This window comes from Methylomonas sp. LWB, from assembly GCF_001856095.1.
Classification (GTDB): domain Bacteria; phylum Pseudomonadota; class Gammaproteobacteria; order Methylococcales; family Methylomonadaceae; genus Methylomonas; species Methylomonas koyamae_A.
Window position 1 is genome coordinate 62,972 of the sequence record NZ_MKMC01000007.1, and the last position, 17,674, is coordinate 80,645.

General features: G+C 57.4%; 19 protein-coding genes. 6 read left to right on the top strand and 13 right to left on the bottom strand.

The features are described from left to right. Position 1: 1 nt before the first annotated feature. The 13 genes from BJL95_RS03800 to prmB form a co-directional block, all read right to left on the bottom strand. Positions 2–1,354, bottom strand: coding sequence for a hypothetical protein (locus tag BJL95_RS03800; protein ID WP_071155614.1), 1,353 nt, complete (start codon positions 1,352–1,354; stop codon positions 2–4). A 1-nt stretch (position 1,355) separates the two neighbouring features. Beyond that, positions 1,356–2,321, bottom strand: coding sequence for a lysylphosphatidylglycerol synthase transmembrane domain-containing protein (locus tag BJL95_RS03805; protein WP_064028577.1), 966 nt, complete (start codon positions 2,319–2,321; stop codon positions 1,356–1,358). Between the two features lie 63 nt (positions 2,322–2,384). After that, entirely contained in the window at positions 2,385–3,539 is a 1,155-nt protein-coding gene (gene lpxB / locus BJL95_RS03810; protein WP_071155616.1) for a lipid-A-disaccharide synthase, read from the bottom strand. Between the two features lie 53 nt (positions 3,540–3,592). Then, positions 3,593–4,690 (bottom strand): DegT/DnrJ/EryC1/StrS aminotransferase family protein, encoded by a 1,098-nt coding sequence (locus tag BJL95_RS03815; RefSeq protein ID WP_071155618.1) that lies wholly within the window; start codon positions 4,688–4,690, stop codon positions 3,593–3,595. 10 nt (positions 4,691–4,700) lie between these two features. Beyond that, complete coding sequence (locus BJL95_RS03820) at positions 4,701–5,639, bottom strand: Gfo/Idh/MocA family protein (protein ID WP_064028583.1); 939 nt, start codon at positions 5,637–5,639, stop codon at positions 4,701–4,703. A 168-nt stretch (positions 5,640–5,807) separates the two neighbouring features. Beyond that, a complete protein-coding gene (gene kdsB, locus BJL95_RS03825; RefSeq protein WP_071155620.1) occupies positions 5,808–6,572 on the bottom strand; it encodes a 3-deoxy-manno-octulosonate cytidylyltransferase in 765 nt (254 codons plus the stop codon). Next, positions 6,569–6,760: a Trm112 family protein gene (locus tag BJL95_RS03830; RefSeq protein ID WP_071155622.1), complete on the bottom strand. Its 192-nt coding sequence runs from the start codon at positions 6,758–6,760 to the stop codon at positions 6,569–6,571. The genes kdsB and BJL95_RS03830 overlap by 4 nt, the downstream gene beginning before the upstream one ends. Next, positions 6,753–7,754, bottom strand: coding sequence for a tetraacyldisaccharide 4'-kinase (gene lpxK / locus BJL95_RS03835; protein ID WP_071155624.1), 1,002 nt, complete (start codon positions 7,752–7,754; stop codon positions 6,753–6,755). Before lpxK ends, BJL95_RS03830 begins: the two co-directional genes overlap by 8 nt. Then, positions 7,751–8,185: a biopolymer transporter ExbD gene (locus BJL95_RS03840; RefSeq protein WP_071155626.1), complete on the bottom strand. Its 435-nt coding sequence runs from the start codon at positions 8,183–8,185 to the stop codon at positions 7,751–7,753. Before BJL95_RS03840 ends, lpxK begins: the two co-directional genes overlap by 4 nt. Next, positions 8,185–8,799 carry a MotA/TolQ/ExbB proton channel family protein gene (locus BJL95_RS03845; RefSeq protein WP_064028594.1) on the bottom strand — a complete coding sequence of 205 codons (615 nt, stop codon included), beginning with the start codon at positions 8,797–8,799 and terminating at the stop codon, positions 8,185–8,187. Before BJL95_RS03845 ends, BJL95_RS03840 begins: the two co-directional genes overlap by 1 nt. Positions 8,800–8,833: 34 nt before the next feature. After that, positions 8,834–9,991 (bottom strand): MFS transporter, encoded by a 1,158-nt coding sequence (locus BJL95_RS03850; RefSeq protein ID WP_071155628.1) that lies wholly within the window; start codon positions 9,989–9,991, stop codon positions 8,834–8,836. Continuing rightward, complete coding sequence (aroC, locus tag BJL95_RS03855) at positions 9,992–11,080, bottom strand: chorismate synthase (protein WP_071155630.1); 1,089 nt, start codon at positions 11,078–11,080, stop codon at positions 9,992–9,994. 3 nt (positions 11,081–11,083) lie between these two features. Beyond that, the gene (gene prmB, locus BJL95_RS03860) at positions 11,084–12,013 is read right to left on the bottom strand and encodes a 50S ribosomal protein L3 N(5)-glutamine methyltransferase (protein WP_071155632.1); all 930 of its coding nucleotides are present in this window, start codon (positions 12,011–12,013) and stop codon (positions 11,084–11,086) included. Positions 12,014–12,086: 73 nt separating this feature from the next. Here prmB and BJL95_RS03865 point away from each other — a divergent pair, with 73 nt between their 5' ends. The 6 genes from BJL95_RS03865 (at position 12,087) to BJL95_RS03890 (ending at position 17,477) form a co-directional block, all read left to right on the top strand. Then, positions 12,087–12,965 (top strand): HDOD domain-containing protein, encoded by an 879-nt coding sequence (locus BJL95_RS03865; protein WP_064028602.1) that lies wholly within the window; start codon positions 12,087–12,089, stop codon positions 12,963–12,965. Positions 12,966–12,996: 31 nt separating this feature from the next. Continuing rightward, positions 12,997–13,341 (top strand): hypothetical protein, encoded by a 345-nt coding sequence (locus BJL95_RS03870; protein WP_071155634.1) that lies wholly within the window; start codon positions 12,997–12,999, stop codon positions 13,339–13,341. An 81-nt stretch (positions 13,342–13,422) separates the two neighbouring features. Then, entirely contained in the window at positions 13,423–14,634 is a 1,212-nt protein-coding gene (locus BJL95_RS03875) for a hypothetical protein (protein WP_254786675.1), read from the top strand. A 251-nt stretch (positions 14,635–14,885) separates the two neighbouring features. Further along, a complete protein-coding gene (locus tag BJL95_RS03880; RefSeq protein WP_071155636.1) occupies positions 14,886–16,187 on the top strand; it encodes a glycosyltransferase family 39 protein in 1,302 nt (433 codons plus the stop codon). Continuing rightward, positions 16,174–16,530 (top strand): hypothetical protein, encoded by a 357-nt coding sequence (locus BJL95_RS03885; protein ID WP_071155638.1) that lies wholly within the window; start codon positions 16,174–16,176, stop codon positions 16,528–16,530. Before BJL95_RS03880 ends, BJL95_RS03885 begins: the two co-directional genes overlap by 14 nt. Next, positions 16,530–17,477: a glycosyltransferase family 2 protein gene (locus BJL95_RS03890; RefSeq protein ID WP_071155640.1), complete on the top strand. Its 948-nt coding sequence runs from the start codon at positions 16,530–16,532 to the stop codon at positions 17,475–17,477. The genes BJL95_RS03885 and BJL95_RS03890 overlap by 1 nt, the downstream gene beginning before the upstream one ends. Positions 17,478–17,674 lie beyond the last annotated feature (197 nt).

A 17,674-nucleotide genomic window follows, 5' to 3' on the forward strand; every position in this document is an offset into this window, starting at 1 on the left:
ATTATTTCCAACTGTCCGGCGTCAGATATTTGGTATAGAGCTGATGGGCCGCCACCGGATCGTCGCGCCGGAACGCCGCCCAGCTTTTGGTCGCCCAATATTGTCCGGAGACCGTCATCTTTCGGAAATTGACGAACTTCTGCAAGGCGACCACCTGATTGATCGCCTCGGCGGCCCTTTCGAATTGCTTGTATTTCAAATAGACCAACGATAGTCCATACCAAGCCATCGCCGAGGTCGGCATTTGCACCAAGGTTTTGTTCCACAATTCCTCGGCCAATCCGTACTGGCCGGCATTGAACGCCTGCACGCCGTATTCGAGAAACACCGCCGACAGCCAGTATCGATAGGCCGGCATCTCGACCAAGCGTTGGGTCAGCGGCTCGCCGGCCAATTGTTCGGCGCGCGCGTAATTGCCGGTCCTGACTGCTTTGGCCAGTTCGAACAGCGGCCATTCCGGGCAAGCGACGCATTCTTTTGCTTGCGCCATTTCGCCCAAATCGGCGAAATACGGCAAGGCGTAATCCACACCCGGATTCCAGAACGCCGCTCGCCGCCAATCGTCCGCCGCTTCGTGCCAATTGCCCGCGGCGTAACGGGTTTTACCCTGATCGACGTAGTAATAAGCCAGCCATTTAGGTATTAACAAACCGGCCAATACCACGACGAACATCGGCCAAAGCCTCGGCGATCGTTCAGCTTCAGCGGATACCGGAATCAGCCAACGGGCCGGCAATATGGTCAGAATCAACCCAAGAATCGCAAAGATCCAGCCCTTGCCGACCGAATTCAAAAACTCGTTCGAATAGCCGAGCACATTTTGCAAAACATGAGTCTGATATTCCGGCAACGCCGCCTTGACGCCCCATTCGTCCTCGAACACCGTGGCGCTGAGCGTATCCGGCGGCATTTGAGTCATTATGATCCGACTCTCCCGCCAGTCGAAGTGTTGCCAGTTCAAGCCGGCCTCCATGTCGTCCACCACCCTATCCACCTGCCGATAAATCACCCGGGTATCCAGCCCGTATTCCGGATACCAGTGATTCATCACATACGGAAACGCCAGTGTTAACAGCAACAACAACCAGCCGGCGCCGATCACCCGCCGCCGAAAAACGACAGTCCCGCGCAGCGCGGCGACCGCCAAGCCCGCATAGCAGAGCAGTCCGGCGCGCACGGCGAATTCCCAGCCGATAGCCGCGTGCTCGCTCAGTTGCAGGCTCGCGCTGCCGAAGCTGGACGCCGCCGAAGACGGGATCGAATACCAGCCGGCCTGGACGCCTAACAGCACGGCGAACCAACCGACCGCGAACAAATAATAATTCCGGGGAATTTGGGTCAGCCGCGCCAACATGCTAAGTGGCCTCTCGCGGATTACCGGCCTTCCGACGCTCGAACATCATCAGTCCGCCGAACAGGCTCAGTAGTAAATTGATGCTGTAGACGCTGAGCGAAATCGACAACACGTCGGCGCTGGACACCCCGACCGAGCCGAACAACCCGATCATGACGCCCTCGCGGATGCCCAATCCGCCGATCGACAGCGGTACCATCGTCACGATGGTAATCGCCGGCAAAAACAAAATGAAATATATCGGATCGACGTCGATATGCAAGGCCTTGGCGGCCAAGGCGTAGTAGATGGCGAACATCAATTGCAGCACGGTCGATACCGCCGTCGCCCCCAACAAGGTGCGCCGATGATTGCGGAACGAATACAGCGCCATATACAACTGGGCGATCTTTTCGCCCAAGGCCTTGGGAAACAGCTTCTTAGACAACCACAGGTTCAAGCGGGCCATCGGCGGACACCAGATCACCAGCATCAACAGCAGCAAAAACAGCGCCGATCCGGCCACCGCCAAAAGCGCGGTCTGCGATTGCAGCTTGACCAGATTGAACGGCGAAACAGCAACCGCCAACACCGTCAACCCGACCAAACCGGTCAGGCGTTCCAGAAACACCGAAACGATGGCGAGGTTTGGATTGTTAATAGTCTGATGCAGGCGATAGCCCTTAACGATGTCGCCGCCCAGACCGCCGGGGATGAAATTGTTCAAGAACATGCCGACCATGTAGAATTTGAACAATCGATAGACCGAGACGCTGGCACCTTCGGCGACCAGAAACAATTGCCAGCGATAGGCCGAAATCCATTGGCAGACCGCGTAATACACCCAACCGAACACCACGAACTCGGGGCCCAAGCTGGCGATGCGTCCGACAAACTGATCGATGTCCGCCACGCTAAACAAATAAGCTAGCAATCCGGCGCTGATCGACAACTTAACGATAAAACCCAAGGTTTTTTTCAATCTCATGTTCCGCTTCCGTCGGCGTGCGAGAAGAATCCTCCACGCGCAGATAATAGCCCAAAAACCGCGCTAAGCGCCGGCCTTCAGCATTTCCCAGGCCAGCGCCGCCATGTTCGCGGAACCACCGCCCTCGCCCAACGCCTGCTTGACCGAGCGCAAGTCGGCGATTTGATTTTCCCGATACGCACGGTCCGCCAACAAACGTTCTACTTCGGCCGCTAGATTGTCCGGCGTCAAGTCATCCTGAATCAGTTCCTTGACGATGGCTCGTCCGGCGATGATGTTCGGCAAGCCAATGAACGGAATTCTGACCAAGCGCTTGCCCAGCCAATAACTGAACGCGGCCAAGCGGTAAACAATCACCATCGGCACCGTTAGCAACGCGATTTCCAAGGATGCGGTGCCCGACGTGGTCATCACCGCGTCGCAGCATTGAATCGCATCATAAGTTTGATGTTTTACCACATGGACCGTGACACCGGCGTGACTTAGCGCGGATTGGATTTGCTCGTCATCCACGCTATCGGCCTGCGGCAACAGAAATTGCGGTTTAGGTGCGCGACGGGCCAGTATGGCGGCCGCCTCCAGCATCACCGGCAGCATGCGCTTAATTTCATTGCTTCGACTACCGGGCAGGATACCGATCACCGGCCGCAGCGGGTCCAGATCGAACCGGCTGAAATCTTCGTCGCGGCCGTATAGCGGTTTTACTTTATCGACCGACGGATGGCCGACATAGCGGACTGGGACGCCTTCGGCCTGGTAATAACGGGTTTCGAACGGAAAAATTACCGCCATCATGTCGATGGCTTTGCCGTAGGTAAGCACCCTACCCGGCCGCCAGGCCCACACTTGCGGACTGACGTAAAACAACACCTTAACGCCCAGCCGCTTGGCGAATTGGGCCAGCTTCAGGTTGAATTCCTTGTAATCGACACACACCAGCAAATCCGGCTTTTCGGCGACAACCAAGGCCTTCATGATCTTGAGCGCCCGGCGGATTTCCCGATAGTGTTTGAGGACTTCGACCAGACCGATCACGCCGATACCGGACGAGTCGTAGCGGATGTCGATGCCGGCCTCGCGCATCGCGCTGCCCCCCATGCCCAGGCCGCGAACTCCCGAATCTGTGGCGCGCATTGCCTGATACATGTGGGCGGCGTGCCGGTCGCCGGAGGATTCGCCGGCGCTGAACAGCACCGTGTACGCTGGTCGCTTAGTCATTTGTGAGTGGCTGGTGGGCTGCGTTGTACTTAGCCCACCCTACATCTTGGATATTAAGCTTGGAAGACGCCGCGAATCGCATCGGCGATTTCAACGACGGTGTCGTCGGCCAAATTGGAGCAAATCGGCAGCGAGAAGCATTCGGCGGCCACGGCCTCGGTCACCGGCAACGACAGCCCGGCGCAATCGTCCTTGAACACGTTTTGCTTGTGCAAGGGCACCGGATAGTAAATCGCACTGGAGATTTGCCGGTCGTGTAAAGCCTTCATCACCTCGTCGCGACGCTCGCACAACAACGTATATTGATGATAGACATGCACGCCGACGCCGTCCTCGAATGGCGTCGTCAACGGCAGATCGGCCAGCAATTTGGAATACAAATGCGCGGCGTGCCGACGAGCCGCGTTGTACTGATCGATACGCTTGAGCTTGGCGCGCAACACGACCGCTTGCAATTCATCCAGGCGGCTGTTGTAGCCGACTACGTCGTGGTAATAACGGACTTCGGAGCCGTGGTTGCGGAACTGCTTGATCTTGGCGGCGGCTTCGTCTGATGACGTCGTCACCAGCCCGCCGTCGCCGAAGCAGCCCAGGTTTTTGCTGGGAAAGAAGCTGAAACCCGCCGCGTCGCCGTAACTGCCGGTCTGACGATTGGCGACGGTTGCGCCGAAAGACTGGGCGCAGTCCTCGATCAACTTCAGACCGTGTTTATCGCAAATGGCCCGGATCGCCGGCAGATCGGCCGGTTGACCGAACAAATGCACCGGCATCACCGCCTTGGTTTTCGGAGTGATGGCACGCTTGATATTATCCGGCGTGATGTTGAAGGTGCCGGGATCGATATCGACAAATACCGGCGTCGCACCGACATATTTGATGGCCTCGGCGGTGGCGATGAAGGTGAACGCGCTGGTAATCACTTCGTCGCCCGGCGCGATGCCGTGCGCCAACAAGGCCAGATGCAGCGCATCGGTGCCGGAAGCGCAGCCGATGGCATGCTTGACGCCCAAATAGTCGGCGGCTTCTTTTTCGAACGCTTGCACGTTGGGGCCGAGGATGAACGAGCAACTGTCGATCGTCGCGGCGATGCCGGCTTCGATTTCGTCTTTGATGTCGGCGAACTGCGCCTTCAGGTTGACCATCGGAATCATCGCAAGCCCTCTAGCGTTGAATTAAGAATTGACTGATTTCGATCGCCGTGGCCAGGGCCTTGCGGCCGGCTTCGCCCGGTACCAACGGGTTGTCGCCGGATTGCACGCAGGCGACGAAATGTTTGATTTCCTCCAGCAAGGCATCGCCGCTTTCGAACACCGACTCTTCGGTGACGATTTCCGGAATGCCGGGAAACATTTCCTTGTCGCCGGTCTTATGCTTAATCAATACCCTATTTTGAAAATCCACCGAGATATAGGAACTGGGCCGGAACATCCGCATCTTGCGCTCCATTTTCATGCTGATCCGGCTGGCGGTCACGTTGGCGACGCAACCGTTCTTGAAGGTGATGCGGGCATTGGCGATGTCGGTACCCTGGGTCAATACCGAGGTACCGCTGGCATCGATTTTCTCGATTTCGGAGTCAACCAGGGCCAGGATGATGTCGATATCGTGGATCATCAAGTCCAACACGACGCTGACGTCGTTGGCGCGCGGATTGAACGGCGACAAGCGGTGAGATTCGATGAACAGCGGCTTCTCTTCGAGTTTTTCCAGACCTCGCACCGCCGGATTGAAGCGCTCCAAATGTCCGACTTGCAAGATCACATGCTTGTCGCGGGCAATCGCGATCAGTTCGTCGGCTTCCTCGACCGTGACCGTAATCGGCTTCTCGACCAGGACATGCGTGCCGGCATTCAAAAAATCCTTGGAAACCTGATGGTGCAGACTGGTCGGAACGACTATGCTGACCGCATCGACTTTACCCAGCAACGCCCGATAATCGGTGATGGCCTCGACCCCATGTTTTTCCGCCACCAACTGTGCCGCTTCGGGATTGATGTCGACGACCGCCACTAACTCGCAGTCTTTCAACGACGCGTATTTTTCCGCATGAAATTTCCCTAAATATCCCGCACCGATCACGGCACACTTCAGTTTACTCATAGACAACCACACGTTAATTGCAACTTCCCGGCCACGATTCCGGCGGCAGGCATAAAGCCGTGTATTGTACCATTAGAATTAGGCTTGAATCAGCCAAGCTGTCGGCCGCGGGACCCGAGCGGAATCGCGGCGATACACGCCCAGCGATGCAAGGTGAAACCACTTGATCTAAGCCCGCGCCAGTCGTGCCGCAACCCGCCGCAAATCCTCCTCGGTATCGACACCGGCTTCCGGGATCCGGTCGACGATCTGGACCAAGACTTTCTCGCCGTGCCAGAGAATGCGCAACTGCTCCAGCGCCTCGACGCTTTCCAGCGGCGATGGGCTCCAACCGCAATAGCGCTTTAAAAATCCGACCGTGTAGGCGTAAAGGCCGATGTGACGCAAATAAGGCATGTTTAATCCGGCTGTGTCGCGGCAATCCGGGAAACTGGCGCGATGCCAGGGTATCGGCGCCCTGCTGAAATACAGCGCGTAACCGTGTTGATCGAGCACCACTTTGACGGCATTGGGATTGAAGATCTCGTCCGCATCTTCGATTTTCGCGGCCAGCGTGGCGATACCGGCTTGTTTTTGTCCGGCCAAGGCTTCGGCCGCGTCGCGGATACAGGCCGGCGGTATCAACGGTTCGTCGCCCTGCAGATTCACGACGATGTCGCCGTCCCGCCAGCCGAGCTTTTCCGCCACTTCGGCGATGCGTTCGGTGCCGGATTGATGATTAGGATCGGTCATCACGGTTTGTATTCCCAGCGCGGACACCGTATCGAATATTCGGCTATCGTCGGTGGCGACGACGACTTGCTCGGCATCGGCTTCCAGCGCCCGCTCGCAAACATGGGCGATCATCGGTTTGCCAGCGATGTCCAGCAACGGTTTACCAGGCAAACGGGTGGACGCGTAACGCGCCGGAATCACCACTTTGAACGCGGTCATTTGCGCAAGGCTTCCGCTTCTTCGAAACTTAGTTCGCGAGCATCGTCTTCCAACATCACCGGAATACCGTCGCGGATCGGGAAGGCCAGTTTGTCGGCCTTGCAGATCAATTCCTGGTTGTCCTTGTCGTAGATCAGCGAACTTTTGCAGATCGGGCAGGCCAAGATCTCGAGCGATTTTTTATCCATGGGCTTTATCTTTCAGTAGTGTGAGCAATTGTTGAGAGAACGCCTCCGGCAATTCGGCGGCGATCGGCAGATACCAGAAATTCGGCCGAGCAAGGTAGCGGCATTTAACCGCATCTTTCTCGGTCATGATTAGCGGTGTGCCATCGTCGCCACCCAGATCGGCAGCGGTATAGATATGGTGATCGGGAAACGCCGTGCCGGAACACCGCAAACCGACCTCCGCCAGCTGCCGGAAAAAACGCTGAGGGTTACCGATCCCGGCAATCGCCCGGCAATCCAGGCCGGCAAACTCAGCCAGCGGCCGGTGCTCGCCGGATTGTAGATTGACCAACACATCGCCCAGGCATTGCATGGCAATTTCGCGTTCCAACAGCTCGTTACCGCCGTTGACGACGACCAAATCCACCTGCTTAACACGTTCCGGCGGCTCGCGTAGCGGCCCGACCGGCAGGCAATAGCCGTTGCCGAAACGCCGCTGACCGTCGATCACGACGATTTCGATGTCGCGTGCCAACGCATAATGTTGCAGGCCGTCATCGGACACCAGCACGTCGCAGGCTTGTTTGGACAGCAACTCGCGGCCGGCGGCCGGTCGGTCGGCGCCAACCACCACCGGACAGGCGCAACGCGCCGCCAACAGCACCGCTTCGTCGCCAACCTGGGCCGGATCGCTGGCGGGGGTGACCCAGCGCGGCTTCTGGTCTTTCGCGCCGCCGTAGCCACGACTAATCACGCCGGGCCGATAGCCTTGGCTTTTCAGCCATTCGACAACGTACACCACCAATGGCGTTTTGCCGGTACCGCCGACGGTGATGTTGCCGACCACGATAACCGGCACCGGCAGCTTGACCGTCTTCCAAATGCCGACCCGGTAAAGCCAGCGCCGCAGCCGTATCGCATCGACATAAAACATCGACCAAGGCATCAGCCAGGCGGACAAATACATTTCCTTGTACCAAGCATCCTCAAACCAGCGGATCAGCCTCGCTTTCATCGCGGCTCCGGCTTATTCACGGCAAAGGTAATATGATGAAAACCCAGTTGATTGGCGACATCCAGCGCGCCGACGACGGCCTGGTGCGGCGCCTTGCCGTCGGCGCTGATGATGAACGGTAACAAACGGGTTTCGCCGGCCAGTTTCGCAAGTTCGGCCCGCAAACCTTCCGGAGTTTGGTTGACCAGTTCGTGGAACTGGTTATCGTCGCCGGCCAGCGCGTAAACGCCCTTGGCGTCCACGTACAGATTGATTTCCTTACCGCTCGGCTGAGTGTCGTTGCCCTGGGCTTCGGGCAGATTGATCTTCAGTTCGGAATGATGCCGAAACGTCGTCGCCACCATGAAGAAAAACAGCAACACCAGCAACACGTCGATCATCGGAATCAAACCGATGTCGACCGGCGCCCGGCGCTTGCGGCGAAAGTCCATCAGACTTCCTCCCGCGCGCCCTGCATGATGTCGATCAAACGCAACGACTCCTCTTCCATCCGCACCACGTGGTCGTCGACCAAACGCTCGAAATAGCGATGAAAGAACAGACTGGGAATCGCCACCGTCAAGCCGGAAGCGGTACAGATCAAGGCTTCGGAGATGCCGCCGCTCAGCACCGCCGGGTCGCCCATACCGCCGACCGCGATGTCGGAAAACACCCGAATGATGCCGTCCACGGTACCGAGCAGGCCCAACAGCGGCGTAATCGATGCGATACTACCCAGCGCGTTCAAATAGCGCTCCAGTTCGTGAGCGACCTGGCGGCCGACTTCCTCGATGCTGGACTTCATGATTTCCCGGCCATGCTTACGATTGACCAAGCCGGCCGCCAGTATCCGCCCAAGCGGCGAGCTGAGTTTGATCCGGCGGATCGCCGCCTCGTCCAACTTGTGCTCGCGGTGTAACTGCCAAATGTAAGGCACCAGATCGACCGGCAAAATCCGTTTGCGTCGTAGCGACCAAAACCGCTCGCCGATAATCGCCATCGCGACGATGGAACATAAAATGATGGGCGCCATCATCCAGCCGCCGTTTCTGATTACCTCGAACACTCTTTCGTTTCCTCGTAGTGACTTCGGACAAATTTTAACCGATTCGCGGCCGCCTTTCCCGAGCAACGCCCAGATAAGCCGCCAGCAAGGCCAGACAGCAGATCAGCGCGGCGATGATGTAAACCAGACGCCCGCCCAGCAACGCCCAGAAGTAACCGCTGTACAAACTACCCAACATGCCGCCGACTCCGAAACTGACGCTGCTGTACAAGGCCTGGCCCTTGGCCTGATGGGTTTCGCCGAAATATTGAAATAGCAACTGCATCGCCACGACATGGGCCACGCCGAAGGTCGCGGCATGCAACAGTTGCGCGACAACGGTCAGCGCCAGCGAGTCGACCGCGTCGGCAATCAGCATCCAGCGCACCACGCTCAGTACGATGGACGCCAGCAACAGGCCGCGAGATCCTATCCATTTCAGCAAGGGCCGCATCGCGACGAAGATTAACACTTCGGCGGCGACGCCGGACGCCCACAGCAGACCGGTCGCGCTGGCCGAATAACCGTGTTGCTGCAAATACACGGAATAGAATACGTAATACGGCCCGTGCGCGGCCTGCAGCAACAGATATACCAACAAAAACGCCAGAACCTCCGGCCGGCGCAGCACCCGCCACAAACCGGCATCGCCGCCGCGACTCGCGTGACGCGGCGCCGCTTCCGGCGTGATCAGCGCGGTCAACCAATTCAGGATCATCAAGCCGGCAATGATGAGCGGCAAATAAGCGATGCTGAAAGCGTCGACAAAGCGGCCTATGCCCAACACTGCCGTGATGAACCCAATCGAACCCCACAGCCGAATCCGGCTGTAACGTTGCGGCTCGGCTTTCAAATGAAACAAGGTCGCGGCTTCGAACTGCGGCAGCGTCGCGTTCCAAAAAAAACTGAACAATATCGTGACCGCCGCATACCAACGAAAGTCGCTACGATAGGCAAACGCCGCGAAACTGACTACCGCCAGCAGCGAGGTCAGCCGAATCAGGCCCAGATTGCGGCCGGTTTTATCGGCCAACCAACCCCAGCAATTGGGCGCGACGATCTTGGTCGCGACCATCAGCGCGGTCAGCTCGCCGATCTGATCGGCGGCAAACCCGACCTGCCGCAAATACAGACTCCAGAACGGCAGGAACGAACCCAGCGTCGCGAAATAAAAGAAGTAAAAGCTCGATAAACGCCAGTAAGGAACGGGCATTTAACGTAGGATCGGCAATCCGCAATCGACGTGCAGGTTTTGAGCGCGGTGGCGCAACAGATGATCCATCAGCACCAGCGCCACCATCGCCTCGGCGATCGGCGTGGCTCGAATACCGACGCAAGGGTCGTGACGGCCTTCGGTAACCACCTCTATCGGCTCTCCCTTGCTATTGATGCTACGGCCGGGCAAGCGCAGACTGGACGTCGGTTTCAACGCAATCCGCGCGACGATGTCCTGCCCGGTGGAAATGCCGCCCAAGATGCCGCCGGCGTGGTTGCTCAAGAAACCGTCCGGGGTGATTTCGTCGCGAAATTGCGTGCCCTTGGTGGCGATGCAGTCGAAACCATCGCCGATTTCCACGCCTTTCACCGCGTTGATGCTCATCAAGGCATAGGCCAGCTCGGCGTCCAGGCGGTCGAAAATCGGCTCGCCCAAGCCCGGCGGCACCTGGCTGGCAATGACCTCGATCTTAGCGCCTATCGACTCGCCCTCCTTACGCAAGGCATCCATGTATTTTTCCATTTCGGCGACCTTGCCGGCATCGGGGCAGAAAAACGGGTTGTTCGGAATTTCCTGCCAATCGAAGGCTTCGATCTTGATCGGCCCCAATTGCGACAAATAACCGCGCACCTGCACGCCGTGCTGCTGCAGCAAATATTTCTTGGCGATCGCCCCGGCCGCGACCCGCATCGCGGTTTCCCGCGCCGACGAACGGCCGCCGCCGCGATAATCGCGAAAACCGTATTTGTGGTGATAGGTGTAATCGGCGTGGCCGGGACGGAAACTGTCGGCGATTTTGCCGTAGTCCTTGGAGCGCTGGTCGGTGTTCTCGATCAACAAGCCGATCGGACAGCCGGTGGTTTTGCCTTCGAACACGCCGGACAGAATCTTGACCTCGTCGGCCTCGCGGCGCTGGGTGGTGTGACGCGACGTGCCGGGCTTGCGGCGATCCAGATCGAATTGCAAATCGGCTTCGCAAAGTTCCAATCCCGGCGGGCAACCGTCGACGATCGCGCCGAGCGCCGGGCCGTGGCTTTCGCCGAAGGTGGTGACGGTAAACAGTTTGCCTATGGTATTTCCGGACATGATCTATAAAGCGCTAGCAAAAAGAGTGTGGTGGGCCGCGACCTGTTGGGCGGTCAACAGAAACACGCCGTCGCCACCGCGTTCGAATTCCAGCCAATGGAAGGCCACGTTGGGAAACATCGCCTGCAAGGTCTCGGCGCTGCTGCCGACCTCGACGACCAAGATGCCCTGCTCCGCCAAATACCTGTTGGCGTCGGCCAGGATGCGAATCACCAGATCCAACCCGGTCTCGCCGCCCTTGAAGCCCATGGCCGGCTCGGCGTGAAACTCGGCCGGCAGGCTTTGCCACTCGGCCAAGGCCACGTAAGGCGGATTGCTGACAATGATGTCGTAGGGTTTGACCGGCAGTTGTTCGAACAGATCGGATTGGAAAAGCTCGACTTGTTCGGTTAACTCGTGTTTCTCGACGTTGATTTGAGCGACCGCCAACGCATCTTCCGACAAATCCAGCGCATCGATACGCGCTTCCGGAAAGGCGTAGCCACATGCGATCGCGATGCAGCCGCTACCGGTGCACAGGTCCAGCACATTGAACACCTCGGATTCGTCGACCCAGGGTTCGAAGCGCTCGGCGATCAATTCGGCGATCGGCGAGCGCGGCACCAACACCCGCTCATCGACGTAAAACGACAAGCCGGCGAAAATCCCTTCATGCGTCAGGTAGGCCGAAGGCTTGCGCTCGACGATGCGGCGCTCGATCAGATTCAAGACTTCCTGGCGCTCGGACATCGTCAACACGCTGTTCAGATAGGCCTCGGCCAAATCGTAGGGCTGATGCAAGGTATGCAATACGATGGCCGCCGCTTCGTCCAGCGGGGCCGCGGTACCGTGCCCCAGAAAGATTCCGTGCTCGGCGAAACGGCTGGCACCCCAGCGAATATAGTCTCTGATGGTGGTCAGGCTTGTGATAACATCCGGCGATGTTGGATTCATAGACGATTGGTGATTAAACATAAGCGGCGGATTTTAAACCAATCCCCCGTGCTTGTCCGAATTAAGCGACACAATGACCGAGGCCATATCTCCCCCGCTAAACAGCAAACTGGCGAAAAACCGCTTGTACCAGGATTGCTTCAAATACATGCAATCCGACTCCCTGGCTTTACCGACCATTCCCGACGTCTCGGTGAAAATCCGTCGGGCGATCAACGAACCCAGTGCCAACAGCAATAAAATCGCTCGCGTCGTACAGATCGATCCAAGCATCACCGCGCGCTTGATCAAGATCTCCAACAGCCCGTTGTACCGGGGCCGCCGCCGAATCGAAAGCTGCCCGGAAGCCTTGACCCGGCTCGGCCTGAAAGCCGCCCAGGACATCATCACCGCGTTCGCGCTGAAGGCGGTGTTCAATGCCAAATCGCCGGTGATACGCCGCAAGATGCAGGAACTCTGGTCGCATAGCAGCTATGTCGCGGCGATCAGCGCGGTACTGGCGCACAAGACGCCGGGCTTCGACCCGGACCGAGCCATGTTGGCGGGCCTGATTCACGACATCGGCGTCGTACCGATCTTGGCTTACGCCGACCGCCAACCCGACATTCTGACCAACCCCGACGACTTGGCCGAAGCGGTGCGGGAACTACGTGCGCCGATCGGCGTGCAGATCGTTCGCAAATGGGACTTTCCCAGCGATTTCGAGGATGTCATCATTCAGGCCGAAAACTGGTACCGCGACGGCGGCGCCCAGGCCAGCTATTGCGATATTGTGATGATCTCGCAATTGCATAGTTTCATCGGCAAGGTCGACATCAAGAAAATGCCCAAAATGGACGACTTGCCGGCCTATAAAAAAATCGCCGCCGGCAATCTGGACGCCGATCTGAGCATCAACGTGCTGGATCAGGCCAAGGATGAAATCGAACACATACGCCAGATGCTCAGTTAATCCACCCTACCGACACTCAAGGAGTCTGCCGATGAAAACCCCGATTCTGTCTTTCAGCTTTTGCGCCCTGCTGTTCGCGGGCCCCGCCACGGCCGGCACCTTGTCCGGCGGCGCTTGGCAACCCGCCGGCTGCGGCGTCAAACCCGACGCGCCGGTCATCGACGACAGCGACGTGGATACTTTCAATAAAAGTATCGCCGCAATCAACACTTGGCAGCAAAAATCCCGCGATTATTTCGAATGCCTGATCAAGGAAGCCAATACCGACAATGCCATCATCGCCGAATCGGCCAACCAGGCTCAGGCCAAGTATCGGGAAGCCGTCGAAAAAATCGGCGCGGAAGCCGACGCCGCCAAAAAGAAACTGGATAAATAATTTTCGAAGCGCCGATCGGCAAAACACCACTTATAAACTCGCCCCATGAACCGACTCGATTGCATCCCCCTACTACTAACGATGGCGCTGGTAACGACCGGCTGCTCCAGCATCGGCAAAGGCATCACCGAAGCGATATTGGAAAAGCAGGATCAGGAAGATACCCGGGTCTGCGAAATCAAGGGCGACAAATTCAACGGCATTAAACCGCAACTCGAAGTTCCCAAGCGGACGATGAAGGTTTTGATGGTGCATGGCGTCGGCAATCATTTGCCAGGTTATTCGACGCAGTTCATGGAAAAGCTGACCAAGGAACTGGACCTGACCGTCACCAGTAAGAACGTCAAGAATATCCAATTGGCGGATACGGCGGTACCGGAAAAGCCGCTGGGGAATTTGCGTATCAACCGCTATCTGGACGCCAGCCAAACTCAAGAATTACTATTTTACGAGCTGACCTGGTCGGAAATCACCGCCAAGGAAAAAGAAGTGTTGTCCTACGACAACTCCGGCGAACAGTCGTTTCGGCGCGCGGAAGTCAACGATCTGCTGAAAAAATTCTCCAACGACACCGGCCCCGACCCGATCATTTATTTGGGCGAGAAACGCGAAGACATCCTGTCGGCCTTCGCTCAGTCGTTTTGCTGGATGATACAGGGCGACTGGAACAGTTTGCCGGATGAAGTGCGCCAAGTTTGCACCACCAAGAACGTCACGCCGTTTTACAACGATAGCTATGCCTTCGTCTCGCACAGCCTGGGCAGCCGAATTACGATAGACGGCCTGCAGAAAATCGCCGCCAAGCTGGGCAACGGCGAAACCGCCAGCTATTACACGGCACTAACCAATATTCTTAAAAATAAGGAAATTCCGATCTACATGATGTCCAACCAATTGCCGATGCTGCAATTGGGACGCTCGTTGCCCGAAGTCGCCAATCAATCGGCCGCTTATTGCCGAGCCGACGGCGCCAAATACGCCGAGCGCATCATGGCCAAAACCTCGATCATTGCCTTCAGCGACCCCAACGACCTACTCAGCTACGCGATCCCGCACGACTTCGCCAACAAATATTTGGATTCGCGTCTGTGCGTCAACGTCACCAACATCAATATCAACGTGGCCCGGGTCTACGACGCCTTCGGGCTCGGCAAACTGGCCAACCCGATGGATGCCCACGTCGGCTACGATACCGATGACCGAGTCATCGCACTGATCGCCAAGGGCATCGACAATCCGCATACCGCCGAAACCGTCAAGCAACGCTGCCGCTGGACTCAGACTATCGACTAACATCCGGCGGCTTTTCGGAAGTTGTGGAACTTGCGACGTTGCCGCGTAAAACGGCTCCACCGCCATTACAGCCGCCTTCAATCCAAACCGCGCCACGTTAATCGGCCATATTCGCGCGCATGTTTCGGAGACCTGTTGACGGACTTCCGAGATTTTTCGGCTACAGTTAGATGCCGGTTATCGTTGTTGCGGGAACGCCGCGTGCTTTCTCGAAGACAACGATAGGTTTTCACCTCAACTTGTTAAATCCGATGACACTGCGGGCAAAACCCTATTCGGCGGCAATGTTTGCCGCTTTCGTTTTCGTCTGCGGACTGCTGCCGCGTTTGAGCTACGTATACTCGATGGAAATCGACTACCCGTTTCGAGCCGACGCCGGCAAATATCTGCAACTGGCAATCAATTTGGTCGAAAATCACGGTTATTCGCTGGCCGAATCGGCCCCGTTTACGCCATCCACGTTGATCAGTCCCGGCTATCCGGCCTTTCTAGCGGTAATATTGGACGCTACCGGTGACATCCAGCACTTTTACAATACCGTTTTACTGAGTCAGGCGCTTCTATCCAGCTTGACCGTCGTGGGCGCGTTCTACTTGGCGTTACGGATCGGTGGCTTGCAAGCCGCAGTCCCTGCCGGTTTGTTGGTCGCGCTGTCGCCACAATTGATTATCGGAGCGGGCTATATCCTGACAGAAACCTTGTCGAGCTTCTTGATCACATTCTGCTTGGCCCTGCTGCTTGCCGGGTTTTCGAGAGGTCGCCCGACCCTATTCGTGGCATGCGGCGTGGTATTGGCTTTAGCGGCTTACGTCCGCCCGGCTGTATTGCTGCTTCCCGGCACGCTGCTGCCGCTGGCTTGGTGGACCCGAAACCATTTAAAAAATTGCCTGATCATGGCTGTGACCGCCGCAGTGATTTGGTCACCCTGGCAAATTTGGCAATCCAAGCACCGCCAAGCCGGAGAAGTCAGTTTGGCTGCGGCGGCCCTGACCTTGGGCGGTTACCCCGACTTAATTTTTAAAAGCCCGGAGTTTAAAGCGTATCCCTACCGAGAAGACCCCCAATATGCGGCCATGAGCCAAAGCTTGGGTGAGGCCTATCGGGTCATTCGCGAGCGCGCCGCAGCGGAACCCTGGAAATTTTTAAATTGGTATGTGTTCGGTAAGCCGATGATGTACTGGCAAGCCGAAGAAGTGGCCGGCCCTGGCGGCCCGTACGTTTATAACATCAATTCGTCGGTATTTACCCGGCAAGCCATTCCGGCGGCCAGCTTGAACGGCATGATGGCGCTGCATCCGTTCATCATCGCGCTGACGGCCGCCGCTTGCCTTTGGACTCTGATCGACCTTTGCCGCCGCCGCTCGAGTCCCGCGACCCAGCCGGCGTGGTTGCTTTGCGCGGCGCTGGTCGTCTATTTCACCGCCGTTCATACCGTGTTGGCGCCGCTACCGCGTTACGCCTTCCCGATCTATCCGATCGCATACGCGCTGGCTGCCGGTCTGGTCGCGCGCATGCCCGCTTGGCTGAGGAGGCGCGCCGATGAAACCACTTAGTCTGTTGTTGTGCCTGACTGTAACGCTGGCGTTGGCGGCCGGTCAGTTACTGTTTAAAAAGGCCGCAACCTCAATTTCAACCGCTACTCTCAGCGCCGGACTGCTGGATGCCCTGCGCAATCCCTATTTACTCGGCGGCCTGCTGTTATACGCACTGACCACTGGCTTGTGGGTGTACGTCCTAAATTCGGTTCCGCTAGGCAAGGCTTATCCGTTCACCGCGGCGGCCTACTTAATCGTGCCGCTGGCCGCGCACCATCTGTTTGGCGAAGTCTGGAATTTACAAATGTTATTCGGCTCGCTACTCATCGTCGCCGGCATCGTCGCGATAGGAAGCGCCTGATGCGGATTGCGGTAGTGATTCCCTGTTACAAGACCGGCGCCGAAGTGCTGCGAGTATTAACCCGGATCGGTCCGCAAGTGTCGGCGATCTATTTGGTGGACGACGCCTGCCCCGAACGAACCGCCGACTGGGTCGAACAACACCTCAGCGATCCGCGCCTGAGAATTCTGCGTCACGCTAAAAACCAAGGCGTCGGCGGAGCGGTAATCTCCGGCATCCGCGCCGCCTTGGCCGACCACACCGACATCATCGTCAAAATCGACGGCGACGGCCAGATGGACCCCGCCCTGATCGACAAATTCGTCGAACCGATTCGCTTGGGACGAGCCGACTATTGCAAGGGCAACCGCTTTTACCGGCTGGATTATCTGCACGGCATGCCGACTTTGCGTCTATTGGGTAACACCCTATTGTCGTTCATCGCCAAAATGTCGACCGGTTATTGGAACATCATGGACCCCACCAACGGCTACGTCGCGATACACGCCAAAATCGCCGAGGAATTGCCGCTCGACAAACTGTCTCGGCGCTTTTTCTTCGAATCCGATCTGCTATTTCGTTTGAACGTGATGCGGGCGGTGGTCGAGGACGTTCCGATGCGCGCGGTTTACGCCAACGAGGTGAGCAACCTGTCAATCGGCCGCATCGTCTTCGAATTTTCCGGGCTGTATTTAAACCGTTTTTTCAAGCGACTGTTTTACAGTTATTTTCTCCGCGGTTTTAATGCCGCCTCAATCATGTTTATCAGCGGCTCGATCTTATTCGGCGGCGGCGCCTTATTCGGCGCCTGGCATTGGTACCACAACAGCATGGCCGGGGTATTATCCAGCGCAGGTACCGTGATGTTGGCGGTGCTGCCTATCGTGTTAGGCTTTCAATTATTACTTGGCGCGATTCAGATCGACATTCAAAGCGAACCCCGCCTGCCGATACACGGCAAACTTTGAAAGCGCGCCCAACCCGCACGTCGCGCGCGGCATCGTTGCCTAGGCCTTCGCCCCGCTAATCGGCCTGACCGGATTCAGCCCGTATAGCATGCAGACTGTCAGTCAGGTGGTCGATCAAGATTGGCGCAGCCCGAAGGCGAGCGCTGGACGCCGCTAGTCAACGCGCGCAAGGACGAGCACGTGTGTACTACTGGAAG